This is a genomic window from Winogradskyella endarachnes, from assembly GCF_009741275.1.
Lineage (GTDB): Bacteria > Bacteroidota > Bacteroidia > Flavobacteriales > Flavobacteriaceae > Winogradskyella > Winogradskyella endarachnes.
In genome coordinates, this window is record NZ_WOWS01000009.1 from 1 (window position 1) to 18,911 (window position 18,911).

15 protein-coding genes are annotated in these 18,911 nt (G+C 33.3%); 4 read left to right on the forward strand and 11 right to left on the reverse strand.

Annotated elements, in window-relative coordinates; genetic code table 11:
- From GN138_RS15320 to GN138_RS15330, 3 genes are all read right to left on the reverse strand, one after another.
- Positions 1–469 (reverse strand): PorP/SprF family type IX secretion system membrane protein (locus GN138_RS15320; RefSeq protein WP_157364875.1); only part of this gene is annotated, 469 nt, incomplete at its 3' end.
- Between the two features lie 28 nt (positions 470–497).
- Complete coding sequence (locus tag GN138_RS15325; protein ID WP_157364876.1) at positions 498–5,930, reverse strand: fibronectin type III domain-containing protein; 5,433 nt, start codon at positions 5,928–5,930, stop codon at positions 498–500.
- Between the two features lie 225 nt (positions 5,931–6,155).
- Complete coding sequence (locus tag GN138_RS15330) at positions 6,156–7,097, reverse strand: endonuclease/exonuclease/phosphatase family protein (protein WP_157364877.1); 942 nt, start codon at positions 7,095–7,097, stop codon at positions 6,156–6,158.
- A gap of 74 nt (positions 7,098–7,171) precedes the next feature.
- Between GN138_RS15330 and hflX the strand changes: the two genes are divergently transcribed.
- A complete protein-coding gene (gene hflX, locus GN138_RS15335; RefSeq protein ID WP_157364878.1) occupies positions 7,172–8,383 on the forward strand; it encodes a GTPase HflX in 1,212 nt (403 codons plus the stop codon).
- Positions 8,384–8,462: 79 nt separating this feature from the next.
- On the opposite strand, the gene GN138_RS15340 is transcribed toward hflX, so the two are convergent.
- The 7 genes from GN138_RS15340 to GN138_RS15370 form a co-directional block, all read right to left on the reverse strand.
- The gene (locus GN138_RS15340) at positions 8,463–9,371 is read right to left on the reverse strand and encodes a DUF3078 domain-containing protein (RefSeq protein ID WP_157364879.1); all 909 of its coding nucleotides are present in this window, start codon (positions 9,369–9,371) and stop codon (positions 8,463–8,465) included.
- A 136-nt stretch (positions 9,372–9,507) separates the two neighbouring features.
- Complete coding sequence (locus tag GN138_RS15345) at positions 9,508–10,014, reverse strand: DUF2480 family protein (protein ID WP_157364880.1); 507 nt, start codon at positions 10,012–10,014, stop codon at positions 9,508–9,510.
- Between the two features lie 18 nt (positions 10,015–10,032).
- Positions 10,033–11,868, reverse strand: a complete 1,836-nt coding sequence (locus tag GN138_RS15350) for an ABC transporter ATP-binding protein (RefSeq protein ID WP_157364881.1) — start codon at positions 11,866–11,868, stop codon at positions 10,033–10,035.
- Between the two features lie 13 nt (positions 11,869–11,881).
- Positions 11,882–12,208 (reverse strand): DUF59 domain-containing protein, encoded by a 327-nt coding sequence (locus tag GN138_RS15355; protein ID WP_157364882.1) that lies wholly within the window; start codon positions 12,206–12,208, stop codon positions 11,882–11,884.
- Positions 12,209–12,273: 65 nt separating this feature from the next.
- Entirely contained in the window at positions 12,274–12,696 is a 423-nt protein-coding gene (locus tag GN138_RS15360; protein ID WP_157364883.1) for a SufE family protein, read from the reverse strand.
- A 33-nt stretch (positions 12,697–12,729) separates the two neighbouring features.
- Positions 12,730–13,554, reverse strand: a complete 825-nt coding sequence (locus GN138_RS15365; RefSeq protein ID WP_157364884.1) for an META domain-containing protein — start codon at positions 13,552–13,554, stop codon at positions 12,730–12,732.
- Positions 13,555–13,599: 45 nt separating this feature from the next.
- Positions 13,600–14,814, reverse strand: coding sequence for an aminotransferase class V-fold PLP-dependent enzyme (locus GN138_RS15370; protein ID WP_157364885.1), 1,215 nt, complete (start codon positions 14,812–14,814; stop codon positions 13,600–13,602).
- A 121-nt stretch (positions 14,815–14,935) separates the two neighbouring features.
- On the opposite strand from GN138_RS15370, the gene GN138_RS15375 reads away from it, so the two are divergent.
- The 3 genes from GN138_RS15375 to GN138_RS15385 all read left to right on the forward strand — a co-directional run bounded on the left by GN138_RS15375 (position 14,936) and on the right by GN138_RS15385 (position 17,532).
- Positions 14,936–15,268 carry a PadR family transcriptional regulator gene (locus GN138_RS15375; RefSeq protein WP_157364886.1) on the forward strand — a complete coding sequence of 111 codons (333 nt, stop codon included), beginning with the start codon at positions 14,936–14,938 and terminating at the stop codon, positions 15,266–15,268.
- A gap of 2 nt (positions 15,269–15,270) precedes the next feature.
- Positions 15,271–15,699, forward strand: a complete 429-nt coding sequence (locus GN138_RS15380) for a thioredoxin domain-containing protein (RefSeq protein ID WP_157364887.1) — start codon at positions 15,271–15,273, stop codon at positions 15,697–15,699.
- A gap of 177 nt (positions 15,700–15,876) precedes the next feature.
- A complete protein-coding gene (locus tag GN138_RS15385; protein ID WP_157364888.1) occupies positions 15,877–17,532 on the forward strand; it encodes a serine hydrolase domain-containing protein in 1,656 nt (551 codons plus the stop codon).
- Between the two features lie 36 nt (positions 17,533–17,568).
- Here GN138_RS15385 and sufD read toward each other — a convergent pair whose 3' ends face one another.
- Positions 17,569–18,882, reverse strand: coding sequence for a Fe-S cluster assembly protein SufD (gene sufD, locus GN138_RS15390; protein ID WP_157364889.1), 1,314 nt, complete (start codon positions 18,880–18,882; stop codon positions 17,569–17,571).
- Positions 18,883–18,911: the final 29 nt, after the last annotated feature.

An 18,911-nucleotide genomic window follows, 5' to 3' on the forward strand; every position in this document is an offset into this window, starting at 1 on the left:
AGAAGAAACCTGCTCCAATATTTGGGGTTACCTCATTTATATCTTGACTTAAAAAAGGGTCTGTAGGATCTACTACATCAATACCTGCTAAACCAATATCGTGAAACGTAGCACCTGCTTTAACACCAAACGCTAATCTATGCTCTCCACCTAATTGTAAGGTATACGATACATCTACATAGGTATTAGTTTCTTTTACTGGTCCTATTTGATCGGCAATAACAGATAAACCTATACCTAGATTATTACCTATTGGTGAATGACCAAAGAAAGTTCCTGTTTCTGGCCCACCATCTATTTTAGACCATTGGTTTCTGTATAATAATCCAAAAGAAAGATTTTCTTTTGATCCAGCATAAGCAGGATTTATCACATTCATATTATACATATACTGCGTGTACTGAGGGTCTTGTTGCCCATGCATTTGAAATGCTAAAAGCAAAAACGCTATAATTGAGAGTTTTTTCATTATAATTTAAGTTGATTCTGTTAGTTGATTATCTGTTAATATATACCCAAGCACTTTTTGATTTAGCACCACCTTCATAAATAACAGTATAGAAATAAGTACCTACTGGTAATTCTTTACCATCATTAGTCTGACCATGCCATTCGTCTACATAATTGTTTTTAGAGTACACAAGTGTTCCGTTTCTGTTGAATATCTCAAGTTTTGTAACATTGAAACTTGATAAATCAAACGTGTCATTCTGACCTGGTGATACTCCTGGTGAAATACCTTGTGGGAAAATACAAGAATCTAATTCTTCTACATAAATAGTTATGGTGTTAGTACAACCTGTATCATTAAATTCTATTGTTGCAGTATAATCACCTTCTTCTAAAACAGTATCTAGTGTTAATCCACTTCCACTAATAGAATTTCCATCTAACGACCACGTTACTGTGACATCCGCAGCTGTAAAGTTATCTGGTGTTATTCCAATAGTAATAGGAACTGTTGCATTTGGACAAACAAAATAGTTGTCAGAGTCTTCAAAAGATGCTAAAGGAACAATATTTACTCCTAAGTTAAAAGAAGTTGTACTGTAGCAACCAGTAGTTATATCTTCTGCTCTAACATAAATGGTTTGACCAGCACTAATATAAGGACTTGAAAGTGCGCCAGTATCTGAATCTGCGTCTGCTTGAGATGTATGATACGTAATGTCATGGTTTGTATCCGTACTAACTTCTGAATTAATTGAAGTTAAATCAAAACTTGTTTCACCATCTACTGTACCATCTAAGTCATCACATACGATAAAATCATTTGGTTGATTAATCATAGGTGTTGCGTTAACTTCTAATTCTACTTGAGATAATTGTCTACATCCTAAATATCCATTTGTAGCAGCATCTGCATCTTCAATTCTTATAATTAAGGTTTCTCCAGAACTACTGTATGGCGTACTTACTGCATTTATAGCTTGGTTAGCATCAGATGTATTAGTGTAGTAAGTTACAGTAAAGTCATCTCCTAAAGCTAAATCTGTAGTTAGTGCATCTAAATCAAATTCTTCAATACCATTTGCTTCAGGACCGTCACAAACTGTGATGTTTTGAGGTGCAACTGTTGGTGATTCTTGGTATAAATTAATAGTTACTATTTGAGAAAAAGCATCAGATCCACATTGATTATCAAAAGCTTGTACTTGGTAATTGTCTGACTCTGTAACGGTTAACGAAGAGGATGTTTCACCTGTTATAACAAAGCCGTCTCTATACCAGATATATTCATCTGCGAAAGGAGAGTCTGTTGTTATAGTAACAGAGTCAAAACCACATACAGACACTTCGTCTGGATCAGACGGATCGTTAGTTTGATCAATTGGCACTTCAATACTGGTTATTTCTGCTTCTATATCTGCTTCAATAGTACCATTGTCTGTTGCACCAGAGTTGGTTTGTGTAATTGTTATATCTCCAGCCCCACCGTTAAAGTTGGTAACTAATAACATGTATATTTCACCGCTCACAGCATTATCAATTGTTAGATTCTCTACTGATGAAGCAGAATAACTACAATCTACAATATTTCCGAATGGATAAAAACTAGAATTTGATGTGTTATTAGGACATGTAGGGCAGTCGGCAAGAACGATATCTGTACAAGCTTGATCTACAGATGTGAAAGGACCCCAAATGACAAAATCTACATCTAATCCGTTTCCACTTGCGTCAGTTTGTTCAATTTGAATTTCAATTGGTCCACTTTCACCAATTTGGATAATATTCCATGTTGGGTTTGGAATAGACCCTAAACATGCTACTTGACCAGTACTAGGTATTCCAATAATATTTGGTGTAGTTAATGCACCACCTACTGAACAGAAATTTTCTGCATTTTCACAAATTATATTTGTAGGAGCAGGTCTAATACATAAATCAAAAGTTGATGTTTCTGATGATGTACCTCCAGAAAATACTCTTACATAATAAGTATTACCTATAACTAAAGATGGTGTAACGGCTGCGTCATCATCTGTACAATATAATTCTGTTAATGCTCCACAAGAACCTTCATATAGAGCATGATCAATGTTAGTTGTTCCTCCAACAACATTAATTATAGATATTATTTCAATCTCGTCTAACGCTTCAAAAGTAAACCATACATCGTCATTTGGCGTACCAGTACAGCTTCCGTCTGGTACTCCAGATGGTGTTGCTGCTAAAATAGTACCAGCTGTTACCGCATCACAAGTACTGCTTGAATTAACAACGGCAGGTGTAGCGGTTGAACAGTCATCGTTAACTGGAGGACAAGCTAACACTTCGAAGTTTTCACTACTAATAACACAATTGTTATCTTGCTCATTGGTTACAAATACTTTTACAGTACTGCCAAAAGGGAAAGGACCAACTTGGTGAATACCTGTAGCAGTAGCTTGTACTGTTGAAGTATCAAAATCGTTAGATAATTCTAAAGATGTTGCATCTCCCATACTCGTAATATTAACATCTATAAAAAATTGATTGTTATCACAATCTGGGATAACTGTATAATCAGCTTCGGCTAGTGTACATAACAACTCTTGTATGTTAACAGTAAAGTCTAAGGTAACACCCCAAGATCCATCGTAACAAGGATCTGGTGTAGACTGTCCAAAATCGGCAGTTCCAATACGCATTCTATGAACACCGATAGGCGCTGTTAAAGGCATAACAAATGAAGCATCTAATAAATGAGGAGAACTAGCTCCTGAAGATTCACCTTGATATACAAGTTCAGTATCTTCGAAAACTAAATTATCGTTAAAATCAATCCAAACATTAGTGTCATATGTAAAGCCATGACCAAATTCTATTTCTAAGTTAGTATTTATTCCTTGGAATACATTTACTGTTGGTGATGTTTGATTTTCATAGGTTACATCTCCTAAACTTGTAAAAGTTGTTATCCCTAAGTTAACGTAGTTAACACCGTCGCCATCATTACTACTTGGCACTGATTCACAATAACCTGTGTAAAATTCTATAGGTCCAATCCAAAAGCTTTCATCGCCTACACCACAAACTGCTTGTATATAAACGTCATAGCTAGTATCTGGTGTTAAACTATTTAATACATATGGATTAGCAGTGACATTACTCTCTAAAGTACCAGAACCTTGAGTAAAACCAGCTACACCATATTCGATATTCCATGTTGTTGCAGTTCCATTTTCTGTCCAACTAATTTGGGTTGAAGTTAAACTTAAATTCTCAGCAATTAAGTCTGATGGGTTTGGACATGATGCAGGATCGTCAATTACTACATCGTCAATTGCGATGTCATCGTAAAAATCACCTGTTGTAGTTTCTGAAAATATAAAACGTACTTGTACATCTCCAGTAATGGTTAGCGTTGTTAAATCTATGGTTTTAAGCTCCCAGCCTGCAGTATTTGTATTATATGTTGCCATTAAATTCCATGCAGCTCCATCCCATACCTCTACTTCTAATGTACTATTATCATTACCTTCATTATTACTGATTTCGTAAAACGTAAGGGTAGGTGCTGTTAATGCGGAGACATCAATAAAAGGACTTGTTAATGTTCTAATACCATCATTTCCAGATGCATCAGCGTACGCATAATAGTTGTTAGATATTGTGCTACCTGTAATAGTACCATTATCACCAACATGGCTACCAGTTGGATCATCATCAAAAAACCAATCTTCACCACCATCCATAGACCAACATAATGGTATAGTACCATTGTTTTCAAAACTTTCTATATATGGTGCTGTAAATGTTGTACATTCTGTGGTGAAAGCAAAAGGACCAGCCCATCCACTTAGTTCTGTCCCACATATTGCTTGCACATAATATTCGTAATCCGTAGCAGCCATTAAAGAAGTAGCAGTAAATGGATTAGTAACACTTGCATCAGTTGGAGTACCTGTTGGAGTACTACCAGCTGTTACTATTTCAATATTCCATGCGGCTACGGACCCATCTTGAGTCCAGCTTAATTCTGCACCACTCGCAGTAATAAAGTCTGCTGCTAATGACGTTGGGTTAAAACAGGTTGGTGCTTCATCGAATGTAACGTCGTCTATTGCAATGTCATCATAAAAATCTCCAGGTACTGTTTCTGAAAAAATAAATCTAGCTTGAATATCACCTGTAATTGTTAAAGAACTTAAATCTATGACCTTTAATTCCCAACCAGATGTGTTAGTGTTATAAGTAGCCATCATATTCCAAGCCGCTCCATCCCATACTTCAACTTCTAGTGTACTATTAGCATTACCTTCGTTATGGCTAATTTCGTAGAAATATAGTGCAGGAGTTGTTAATGCACTAACATCTATTAAAGGTGATGTTAAGGTGCTTGGGTCTTGTGTTCCCGAAGAATCAACAAAGGCAAAGTAACCGTTTGTTGTGGTGTTTCCGTCCATTACACCATCGTTTCCAATATGATCAAAACCAGGGTCATCAGCAAACTCCCAATCTTCACCGCCATCCATAGACCAACACAATGGTATAACGCCTCCATTTTCAAAGCCTTCAGTGTATGGTGCTACAAATGTTGTACATTCCGTTGAGAAAGATATTGGCCCAACAAATACACTTTGATCACTACCACAATCTGCTTGAATATATACATCGTAAGTAGTTGACGAGGTTAAGCCCGTTATTGAATATGGACTACTAACGCCAACATGATTAGGAGTACCAGTTGGAGTAACACCTGTTTCAACGACTTCTAGATTTGCAATTGTAGCGGTACCATTGTCTGTCCAAGTAATTGTAGCTCCGGTAGCAGTGGTTACAGAAACTGTTAAATCAGATGGTTCTGGACACAATACTTCATAAATTGTTACATCATCAAAACCGAATCCTTCATCGACTATTGAACCGTCTGAACCAAATGCAACTCTAAGAATAACATTAGCTTGGCCTGCTAAACTAGCTAAACTATTAGATGCCATAACCCAAGCATTTGTACCTGCTGTACCTGTGCCAGACCAACCTTCTTGTTGACCTCCAGGGCTTCCAGAAATTGTATTGTCTGTATACCAGTTATTTTGATCGCCAACAGCTCCTACATTAACCCAAGTAGTTCCATTATCTATTGAAGACTGAAGAACGGCTCCATCCCAACTAAATTCGGCATCGTACCAAATACTCATTTGAATAGCAGGTGCACTTAATGCTGAAAAATCGAACACCGGACTTGTAACCCATGAGTTTTCATTAGTGTTATAAGTACCAGTAAGATTAGTTACCCAGGCGTTTGCTCCAGAAGCAGCACTATTAATAATAGCTCCAGCAGGCGTACCTAGTTCCCATGTACCATTTGTTGTATTATCTGCTACCCAACCACCATCACCAGACTCAAAGTCTTCCGTGTATGGAAATGTACTAATTTGTGCTTCGAGATTTGTTAAGCTAACAAATGAAAGCATGATTAAAAATAGAGTAATCTTTTTCATTATTAATCGGTTTGTTAAGAATTATATATACCCTTATAACCAATTGATTATGAGGGATTGCATTAATATTTTGTAAAAGTGTGATGTAAATTGCACCGATTCTCGTTGGTTAGACGTCTAAAACAATGCGAACTCGAATATATAAAAAATGACCATTAACAGTAGGTTAACAATGTTATAATAGACTAACTACTGTTATTATCGTTAAATGGGTTTTAGCACATTTTAAGTTAACTTAAATTCTATAAAAACGGGGAAATGATCGCTGTATCCGCCATGATATTTTTTACCAACATAGGTTCTAAAAGGTTGTCCTTTATACTTTCCTTTGTATTGTGTAAGAAACTTGCTGTTAAAAACATTAGCTTTATTAAATATTAACCTTGAATTTGTGCTGTCTAAAAAGTTTGTAGAAAATAAAATTTGATCAAATAGATTCCATTGAAATTGATGATTTAAGCTTCCTTTGTCTCGAGACCATACAGTTTTAAATGGATTGTATAATTGGCTTTGCTGCTCAATTTGTAATAGACTTTTACTATTAGGATTATCGTTAAAATCTCCCATAACAATGATTTTTGGAGAATCTTGTTCGGTTTTTATTGTTTTAATAATCTCATTAACTTTATTTGCTGCTGCAATTCTTTTGAATTCTGTTTCTTTTACGCCTTCGCGTCTAGAAGACCAATGGTTAATGATTATATTAACTTCTTCGTTAATTAAATTACCTTTTACTAATAATATATCTCTGGTATAATCTTGGTCTCCAAATTCATTTTCTAAATAAACGGGAAAACTTTCGGAAGAGAATACTGTAAATACATCACTTTTGTATAATAGCGCTACATCTATACCACGTTCGTCTGGCGAATCATAATGAATATAACTGTAATTCTCTCTTATTAGGTTTTCACTTCTTACTAAATCTGATAATACTTTTTTGTTTTCTACTTCAGCTAATCCAACAAGTGATGGTCCTGCTTTGGCATCTTCTTCTCCAATTTTAGATATTGCAGTGCCTAATTTTAAAAGTTTTTTTTGGTAACGCTTTGGTGTCCATCGTTTTTGAGCAGTTGGTAAAAAGTCGTTATCATAAACAACAGGATCATCTTTAGTATCGAACAAGTTTTCGAGATTATAAAAGGCTATGGTAATTTTTTCATTCATGGCTCTAAATATAGGTTTTTAAAACATTATATAAAGAATAATTCAATTGATTAACTTTGTACTTTAATTAGTTTATGATAGAGAAAAAAGATATTGCTTTAGAGAAGGTTGTTTTAATAGGTGTAATTACCCAAGATCAAGATGAGGAAACATTAAAAGAATACCTTGATGAGTTAGAGTTTTTAACTTATACAGCAGGCGGTGAGGTTGTAAAGCGTTACACGCAAAAAATGGCTATGCCAAATCCTAAAACTTTTATTGGTACTGGTAAAATGGATGATGTGGCTAGTTTTGTAAAAGAAAATGATATTGGAACTGTTATTTTTGATGATGAATTAACACCTGCTCAAGAACGAAATATTAGCAAAATTCTTAATTGTAAAATATTAGATAGAACAAATCTTATCTTAGATATTTTTGCGCAACGTGCACAAACAAGCTATGCAAGGACACAAGTAGAATTAGCGCAATGCGAATATTTACTACCCAGATTAAAAGGAATGTGGACGCACCTTGAAAGGCAAAAAGGTGGTATAGGAATGCGTGGCCCAGGTGAAACAGAGATTGAGACCGATAGGCGTATTGTACGAGATAAAATAGCGTTACTAAAATCTAAGATTAAGACTATAGATAAGCAGATGGCTGTGCAACGCGGTAATCGTGGAAAAATGGTACGTGTAGCTTTAGTTGGTTACACCAATGTTGGTAAGTCAACGTTAATGAATGTGATTAGTAAAAGCGATGTTTTTGCAGAGAATAAACTTTTTGCGACTCTAGATACAACTGTAAGAAAAGTAGTTATTGGAAATCTTCCTTTTTTAGTGAGTGATACGGTAGGTTTTATTAGAAAATTACCAACACAATTGGTTGAATCTTTTAAAAGTACATTAGACGAAGTAAGAGAGGCAGATTTATTATTGCATGTAGTGGATATTTCTCATTCTAATTTTGAAGAACATATAGAATCTGTGAACCAAATTTTAGATGATATTAAAAGTAAAGATAAACCTACTATAATGGTTTTTAATAAAATTGATGCTTATGAAGCTGAGCCTTTTGATGAAGACGATTTAATTGCAGAACGTACTGAAGCTAATTATTCTATTGAAGAATGGAAACGAACTTGGATGCATAGAGTAGGTGACAATGCTTTATTTATTTCTGCAATTAATAAAGAAAACATGGACGAGTTTAGAAAACGTGTTTATAAAGAAGTTAGAGAAATACACGTAACACGCTTTCCGTATAATCATTTTTTATACCCAGATGTTGAAGATATAGAATAATATCTTAAAGAATTTTTAACCATAAAAAAGAGGTCTTATAATTTATAAGACCTCTTTTTTTATAAATATTGTGTTTAGCTTAAAACTTGTAGCTTAAACCAAATGTGTAATAAGATTGTAATTTGTTGTCTACATCAGATAAATCAACTTCTTGGTAATTAGCCGCTTCTTGTTTGTTGCTTCTTAAGCCAAAATCAAACCCAACACCAATCATTTTCCATAGTGTATAACTAAAAGAGTTAGTCCATGTCCAGTTAGATAAATCACTAGATTCGTAACTTTGGAAAGTAGAGAAGTTAGTTTTAAAGTTAATAGCACCAATTTGTCTTGTATAATCTGCTACAATTTTTGCACCCATAGAAGATTCAAAAACAGAATCACCATCAGCAAATACAAAGTTGTAGTTTAATGGGTGTATAACCACAATTAAGTTTTCAATAGGTGTCCATGTAGCACCAACACCAACATCTAAATAACCAGGGTCATTAAAGTTGTCTAATAAGGTTGTTCTGTATTCTGCTAAACCAGAAATAGCCCATGTTTTACTTAAGTTTCTACCGTAAAGTGAAGAGATGTTAAATACGTCAGTACCGTTTTGAAAGCTATCATCATCTGTATCATCATCTTTATCATTAAACTTTACCCAATTTAGGTTAGTTAATAAAGAGTTTCTCCAAAAATATTTGTCTTCTATTTTATTAGCAAAAGCATTTAAAGTTATACCAAAGCTACCAGAAGATAGGTTAGGTGTTCCTTGTCCGTACCAGTTGCTAAAATCAGATAAGTTACCACCAATAGTACCAAAAGCACCTGTTCTCCAACCTGGTAAAGCATCTATTTGTGCTTGTAAAGCATTTGCTTCACCTTGAAATTTGTCAGCTTCAGCTTGTTTTTCAGCTTTTTGAGCTTCAAGTTCTTCTTTAGTTTGTGCAAAACTTAAAGTTACTACCAATAGGAGGAATACTGATAATATTAATTTTTTGTTCATAATGGATTAATTTTTAATAAATTAAATTGTTATTAATTTGCAAATTTAAGCGTTAATTGATTTTAAACATGTTTTTTTCGTTAAAATCACTAATTATTAAGACACCCGAACTTTTAAACGGTCACAATTATTTTTATTATTTTTTCTTAAATAATGGAACTGCAGAGCAAGCTTCACCAAACATTATAGATTTAGCAATTGGTTTTAATTTTTGAGACAATAAAATTAAAGCACTTGAAGGCACAGGTTTGTTAGAACAACCTTTTATTATAACCGGTGAATCTTTAAATTCTGAAAGGTCTAAATTTGAAATTATATCTGCATATAGCAAAGATTCTAATTCATTTAAATTGCCAATAGTAGTTAATTTAGAATAAGTCTGAAGTTCGATAGCAATTAACATATAAGCCCAATCTGGTACAATAGCATCTGTTGAGCAATGCAAAGCAACATAACAATCTTGGTACTGCGACCAATTGTGTTCTGCTACAAAAACTCTAAATTCTTTTTCACGCAACACTAAACCTTCTAAGAGCCAATCTGTTATATCAAAAAGTACGCGCTTTCCTTGTGGATAGTAATCTTCTAAATCTATAACTCTAAGTTTACTATTTGCAACTCTATTAATTATCTCATCTGCCATAATACAAAATTAAATGTTTTACTGATAGCCTTCTGCTTGTAGTGTAAATAATTCAGAATACAAATCATTGTTTGCCATAAGTTCTTCATGGGTGCCAATTTCCTTCACTTTTCCTTCTTCTAATACTAAAATTCTATTGGCTTGGCGCACTGTGCTAAATCTATGCGAAATGATAATACTTGTTTTTCCTTCCGTCAACCCAATAAACCTGCCAAACACTTCACTTTCTGCTCTTGCATCTAAAGCTGAAGTTGGTTCGTCTAAAACCATTACTTCAGCACTTTTCATATAAGCTCTTGCTAAAGCAATTTTTTGCCATTGTCCGCCAGATAACTCTTGTCCTTTAGCAAATCGTTTGCCTAAACGCTGGTTATAACCTTGTTTTAATTCGGTAACCACTTCGTTGGCCAAACTTAATTCTGCGGCGTTTTCAATTTTAGGTTGATTCTCTAATTCGTTAATATCTCCAATAGCAATGTTTTCTTTTACGGTAAATTCATACCTAAAGAAATCTTGAAAAATAACACCAAAATATTCTTGATATTCTGCAATGTTGAAACGGTTAATATTGGTGCCGTCTAATAATATTGTGCCCGATGTTGGTTCGTAAAAACGAAGCAGTAATTTAATGAGTGTAGTTTTTCCTGCACCATTTTGGCCAACAAATGCTAATTTTTCTCCTGCTTTTAATGAGAAGCTAATTCCTTTTAAAATTTCGACTTCAGAATTAGGATAAGCAAACCTAACATCTTTAAATTCAAATCCTTTTTTGATTTGTTTTGGTAACTTAATGTTCTCTTTTGCTTTCGAAACGATTGAAATATCGATAAAATCGAAATAATCCTTAAGATATAAGGCACTTTCTGAAATACGTGTAAATTTTGAAAAGAAGTCTTGTAAATTTTTCATTAGGCGATTAAAAGAACCTGATAAAAAAGTTAATTCACCTAGTGTTATTGCGCCTGAAAGTACTCTGTAAATGATAAAAACATAAGCGCCATAATAACTAATAGAGCCTAAAACATTAAATAAAAATCCTAAAGCAGAACGTTTTACTGCTAATGTTTTATTGAGTTGATAATAGTCTTGAGATAAATTTTTAAAACGGTCTACAACAAAGTCTGTTAGCCCAAAAAGTTTAATCTCTTTGGCTGTTTTATCATTGGCACCAATAAATCTTAAGTAGTCTAACTCTCTGCGCTCAGAGGTCCAACTTCTGGCAAGTGAATATTGTTGTTGGCTAAAGCGTATTTCGTTTATAAATGATGGAATGATACTTAGTATAAGTAAAATAATTAAGTAAGGTTCAAAATAAATTAAACCTGCAATTAACGTTGTAATAGAGATGGCACTTTGGGCTTGCCCAAGCACGTTAGACATGAGTCCTACTCTGTTTGTTGTTTGTGTTCTGGCACGTTCTAACTTGTCGTAAAACTCTGAATCTTCTAGTAAGCTTATATTAATTTGATTGGTTTTTTTAATAATGGCAACAGAAGATGCAATATTGTATTCATCACCAAGTAAACCGTCTGTTAAAGAAATGGCTCTGCTTACTAAATCTGATAGAATGATTAATCCAAATTCTGCAGCAACGTAGGTCCATAGTTGGTAATAATCTGGATTATCTAATGAAATTTGTAAAATAATTTCATCTATAATAAGTTTTCCTACCCATAAAATTACTACAGGAAGCAATGCGCCAACAAGTCTACATAAAGCTGATAATAAGAAGAGACTTTTATTGACGTTCCAGATTTCTTTAAAAAACCTAGGAATATATATTAAAGCATTAAAGGACGATTTTAGATTTGTTTTCTTTCCGTCCTTTAATGAATTTGGTTTATGTCTTGGCATTTATTGGTGTTAATTAAAGCATTCCAAGTTCTAACTTGGCTTCTTCACTCATTAAGTCTTGAGACCAAGGTGGATCAAAAGTAATTTCTACTTCGGCATCTTTAACTTCATTTAGAGATTTTACTTTTTCTTCAACTTCAAGGGGTAATGTTTCTGCAACAGGGCAGTTAGGTGTTGTTAATGTCATTAAGATTTTTACTTCAAAATCTTCGTTAACAAAAACATCATAGATTAATCCAAGTTCGTAAATATCTACTGGGATTTCTGGATCGTATATTGTTTTGAGTACTCTAAGAATTTTTTCTCCTAATACTGCTGTGTCTATGGTTGAGTCGCTCATGGCATATTATATTTTTGGTCCTATAAAACAGGAAAGAATTATTAAATTTCTATTTAAAAATAAACTTAATTAAGTTGTGTTTGGTATGCAATAGCATACATTTTTAATTGTTTTATCATACTAACTAAACCATTTGCTCTAGTAGGTGATAAATGTTCTTTTAAGCCAATTTTATCTATAAAATCGGTGTTTGCCTCAATAATATCTTTTGGGTGTTGGTCAGAGAATACTCTAATTAATATAGCAATGATTCCTTTTGTAATTATGGCATCACTATCTGCTGTAAAATTCACCTTATCATCATTCATATTAGCATGTACCCAAACTTTACTTTGGCAACCTTTAATAATATTGTCTTCGGTCTTATATTTTTCGTCAATTAGAGGTAAATCTTTTCCAAGGTCAATCATATATTGGTAGCGTTCCTCCCAATCTTCAAACATAGAAAACTCGTCAATAATTTCATTTTGTACTTCTTCAATAGTCATAGTCTCATTGTTTAGGGCAAAATTACAAAATCGTTACTTTCTAACCGTGTTTTCTTTAATGGATAACACTTTATTAACTAAAGTCTTTATTGTTTCCGGTGGGTTGCCATGGTCAAAAGTTGGTGTCATGTATTGTACATCACCTAATATAATTGCTAGTGTGGCATGTGGTGCTCCATCAAATTTATGCGCTGTTGATGGAGGTGTAAGGTTATGAATTGTTTCTGGGTCTATAGTTGAAATTAACTTATTTAATTCCTCCCAATCTTTAAGGTTAGTCTTAAATTTATCTGTTTTTAAAAGGGTTTTGTCTTCTGAAATTATAATCTCAGATTTTGAAATGGTGATATATTCAAAAGAAGCTCTAGATGTAGCTTGATACTTTATTGTTGTATTGTCTTTATAGGTTGTTAGCTCACTTTTTTTAGAATTAAGAATCATTTCGCTAGTTCCTTTTAACACTACAGAGTTCTCTGCTGAAAATGAAATTAAATTATCGCTAATTGAAAACGAATCAATCGAATTTAAAGCCTTTAAAAATTGACGTTCTGTTTTAGAAGCCGTGCCTGCGCAGAATTTTTTAGATGCTCCAATATTTTGAAATGTTAACGTACTTTTTTCTAAAGTGTAATTCCCAAAAAAGCTATTACAACCAGCAAAACCCGTAACTTTATTAGTTGCAATATCAAAAGTAATTGTAATTTTATTTGAAGATACATCCATATCTTCAACTTCTGTAATATAGTAAGTTCCAGAAAGCGAGTCTTCCATTTTTTTGCTGTTTTCCATTGCTTTTTTTGATGAATCACAAGAACTCATTGTGGTTAAAAGCATAAATAAACTTAGTAAAATTTTCATCTATAGTGTGTTTATTATGGTAAGTTACATATTTAATGCCAAAGTTTAAGAGAGCATCATTATTGCTTTTTTTAAAGCCGAAATAAAGCTGTCTATTTCTGCTTTGGTATTGTAAAACATAAAGGATGCTCTTACAGTTCCTGGAATGTTATAAAAATCCATTATTGGTTGTGCACAATGATGACCTGTACGCACAGCAATGCCCATTTTGTCTAAAATGGTTCCTATATCATAAGGATGAATATTACCTACATTAAAGGAAATGACAGAAGTTTTCTCTTTTGCGGTGCCGTAAATTTTTACGCCTTCAATTTTGAGTAACTGTTCAGTTCCGTATTCTAAAAGGTCGTGTTCGTATTGGGCAATGTTATCAAAACCAATATTATTCATGTAATCAATAGCAGCACCAAAGGCAATGCCACCACAAATGTTGGGTGTTCCTGCTTCAAATTTATGAGGTAAAGCTGCGTAGGTTGTTTTTTCAAATGACACTTCTGCAATCATTTCGCCTCCGCCTTGGTAAGGTGGTAATTTGTTGAGCCATGCTTCTTTTCCGTAAAGCGTTCCAACACCAGTTGGTCCACATAATTTATGAGCAGAACAAACGTAAAAATCTACATCTAAGGCTTGAACATCTGGTTTTATATGCGGACAAGATTGTGCACCATCTACTAAAACAGCTGCACCAAACTGGTGTGCTTTTTCTATAATATATTCAATAGGATTTATAGTGCCTAACGCATTAGAAATATGGTTAACAAAAACCAATTTGGTGTTGTCGTTTAATAGCGCATCGAATTCTGAAAGGATTAATTCGCCATTTTCATTCATAGGAATTACCTTTAAGCTTGCTCCTGTGCGTTCACAAAGCATTTGCCAAGGCACAATATTACTGTGATGTTCTAGTGCTGAAACAATAATTTCATCCCCTTTTTTCAATAAAGAAGAAAACCCATTAGCAACTAAATTAATTCCGTGTGTTGTACCAGAAGTATAAATAATTTCGTGAGAATGCTTAGCATTAAAATGTTTCTGAATTTTTACACGTGCCTGCTCGTAAGCGTCCGTAGCTTCTTGGCTTAAACTGTGTACACCTCTGTGAATATTGGCATTGTAATTTGTATAATAATCTACAATAACATCAATAACCTGTTGTGGTGTTTGCGATGTGGCTGCATTATCGAAATATATGAGTGGTTTCCCATTAACCGTACGGTTAAGGATTGGGAAATCTTTTCTTATGTTTTGTACGTCTAACATTGTCTAAAATTGCTAAATACAAAGATACAACGCAATGTGTTCAAAGAAAAACGAATTGCTAAGCATTACATTTATTAAGCATTTTATTTCAATACATTTAAATAAAATGTATATTTGAATTATGTATAGCAAAGAATTAACAAAAGGAACGTTGCAACCTATCATTTTAACTGTGATAAATAATAAGGGAAAAATGTATGGTTACGAGATTACACAAGAAGTAAAAAAGATGACCTCAGGTAAAATAGATATCTCTGAAGGTGCTTTATATCCTATTTTACACAAACTCGAAGCAAAAAAAGTTTTAGAAACAGAAAAAGTATTTATTGGCAAGCGCGTAAGGAAATATTATAAGGTTACCAATGAAGGTAAAAAAATGGTAGACACCGTAACCGAAGAAATTAATGATTTTATAGAAACTCTGCACCTCATATTTAACCCAAAACCTATTTAAGTATGCAACTAACAGAAAAACATATTACGTTTATTGAGAACAGTTTGTCCTTATATGGTGTAGAAAATATTGATTTAAGAGAAGATTTGCTAGACCATATTTGCACTTATATTGAAAATCAAGATTCTGAAGATTTTAATCAGCTCTATCAGCAAGCCTTGCAAAAATTTGGTGGTTATGCTAGTTTTAAGAATTTACAATTAGAAACCAATCATCAAAAATTAGCCAAAGAAATCATTATTGTAAACAGAGTAAAATTCGCTGCAGGCTTTTTAATCATCCTTTTATTAGTTGTGAGTTTGGTTTTTCAAATGATGCAATGGCCTTATGCAAATGCTTATTTGCTTGCTGCAATTGCAGTTTCTGTATTAGTGATACTGCCTGCTCATTTTTATGCAGCCTATAAAAAATCGATTCATAAATATTCATAAATCATTTATCATGAAAAAATCATTTTACATCCTCGGATTTATTACATTTTTTATTCTCGGTATTGGTGCAATGTTTGAGTTTTTAACTTGGCCATATAGAGGAATCATCGTTTTTGTTGGATTTCTGTTTCTAAACTTCGGATTGATTCCTACCTATTTTTATCAAAAATATAAGCAATGTTAAACCTTAGAAGCGTTGGTTTATTGGTTTTTGTATTTGGCTTTTTAAGCGCTTCAGCTCAAAAAAATATCCAGCAAAAAATTGATGAATTATTAGCATCTTATGTCTCTAAAGATGCGCCAGGTTTGAGTGTAAAAGTGATTAATAAAAACCAAAGTGTCTACTCTAAAGGTTTTGGACTTTCACATTTAGATTACAATATTAAAAATTCCGATTCTACCGTTTTCAGTTTAGCATCCATCGCCAAACAATTCACAGCCTCAGCAATTTGGGCTTTGGTACAAGACAGTAAAATTAGTTTAGAGGATGATATTAGAAAGTATTTGCCAGAATTTCCAAAGTACAAAGACACCATAAGAATTAAACATTTGCTCAATCACACCAGTGGCATTAGGAATTACCATACGTTAATGTATTTATCTGGTTTTGATTATGATGCTAAATATTATGATAACCATACGGTTTTAGAATTAGCCATTAAACAGAAAAATTTAAACCATTTAGTTGGCGAAAAAGTCAGCTATTCTAATACCAATTATAACTTACTAGCAATAATTATTGAGCGCATTTCTGGGCAAAATCTTAACGCATATTTAAAACTCAAAATATTGAATCCCTTAAATATGAATTCAACGTTTGTAAGGGTTGAACACGGTAAACCTATAAAAAATAAAGCTGTTGGTTATAAAAAAAATCAATATGGTTATAGGTTTAATACCAATAATCAGTTGAGTTATGGCGCAGGAAGCATGGGTTCTTCCGTTAATGACATGGCCATTTGGATGCAAATGCTCAATGGACAAATTCTAAATTTTAAATCTTTAGCGGAATTTTTAAAAACAACTGAAACTCTAATTTCAGGTAATAAGGCGAATTACGCACGCGGATTAATGGTAGATAATTATAAAGGGTATGAAACTTTAAATCACAGCGGATTTGGTTTTGGTGGACGGTCTCAACTTATTACGGTTCCTGAAAAAGAAATAGGAATCATTGTTTTAACCAATGCACAAGAGATTGATGCGCCAAGAATAGCGTATCAAATTTTAGATGTTTTGATGAAAGAAGTTGACACTATTAAAAATGAAAGCCGGAAGGAAATGTCATTTCAACTTCAAAACCTTGATAAATTTATTGGCGAATACAAAGAAATCAATAGTGATATGACTATGAAAATATTTGTTGAAAACGACACGCTAAAATCCGTAGGTTCTATGGGAAGAACTGCGGCTGCTCTTGTGCAATATGACCAGAAGAAGTTTCATAGAACCCAAAGTCAGAATGTGAAATATGATTTTACATCATCAGCATCTCACGATATGGTTATCTCATTTGGTGGTACACCTTTTTATTTTAAACGGGCTACATTTATAGATGCTAAAACCGTTGAAGTTTCAGATTATGAAGGTAATTTTTATTCTGAAGAATTAAATGTAACATACCATTTTTTTGAAGAAGATAATAAGCTTAAACTATCTTTTGTTGGTCATGAAGATATAAACTTACATCCGGTTCAGTTACATGAATTTGGAAACAACGATAGAACCTTGTATCACTTTGTAAAGGATGCTAATAATGAAGTAACAGGCATGCTCTTGTCTTGTGATGGCACTGTAAAAGACATTGTATTTAAAAAAGAAAAGGACCGCTAAATCGCAATCCTTTTTCTAGTTTATTTTTTTCGAGACTTATAAGTCAAATCCAAGATTAACACCTAATTTTTTAGCAATAATCTTAGTAACTCTATTTTTAAGTTCAGGAATTTTAACCGAATCTAAAACGGTATTGCTAAACGCAAACATTAATAAGGCTTTGGCTTCTTTTTCAGGAATACCTCTAGAACGTAAGTAAAACATAGCACTTTCATCTAACTGACCAATAGTACAACCATGAGAACATTTTACATCATCTGCAAAAATTTCAAGTTGAGGTTTGGTATTAATTGTGGCTTTGTCGCTGAGTAATACATTGTTGTTCGCCTGAAATGCATTAGTCTTTTGTGCTAATTTTTCAACGACCACTTTTCCGTTAAAAACTCCGGTTGCGTTATCATCAAAAATACCTTTGTAATCTTGGTGGCTTTCGCAATTTGGCTCAATGTGATGTACTAACGTATTGTGGTCTACATGTTGCTTATCTCCAATAATGGTAATGCCTTTCATGGTAGAATCAATACGTTCTCCGTTTTGATAGAAATTAAGGTTGTTTCTAGTTAATTTACCACCAAAAGAAAAGGTATGCACTTTGGCTAAACTTTCTTGTTTTTGGTTAACGTAGGTGTTGTCAATTAATGATGCACTTTGTCTATCGTTTTGAATTTTGTAATAATCTACAATAGCACGTTTGTTGGCGAAAATTTCAGTCACCGAATTGGTTAAAACAGGATTGTCTGTTAAACTCTGATGACGCTCTATAATCTGAACATGTGCATTTTCATTCACCACAATTAAGTTACGTGGTTGTAACATTAGAGCAGCTTCGTTCCCTGTTGAGAAATGAATAATTTGTATCGGTTTATCAACAACCTTATTCTTTGGTATATTGATGTAAGCACCTTCATAAGAAAATGCAGTATTCAATGAAGACAAACCATCTTTTGAAGCAATTTTATTGAAATAATTATCAATTATTACTTTGTATTTTGGCTTGGTTAAGGCTGCAGACATAAGGCAAACATCTAAACCATCATGTGTGGTTTGCGACAAATGCGAAGAATATTTACCATCGATAAAAATGATTTTGTAAGCATCAATTTCATGAATAAAATATTTCTTGATGTCTTTAAATTCTAGTGCATTTTCATTTTTTGGAAACACACTATAATCGTGTTTTAAAACAGAACTTAAAGAGGTGTATTTCCAATTTTCTAATTTCTTAGTAGGAAACCCTTCTGTTTCAAACGTTTTTATAGCTTCAGTACGAATATCATGTATGGAAGAGTGCACATCTACTGTGTCTTCAAAGGCCATAAATGACGATACTAATTTTTCTTTTAATTCCATATTTCTGTCATTCCTGCGAAAGCAAGAAT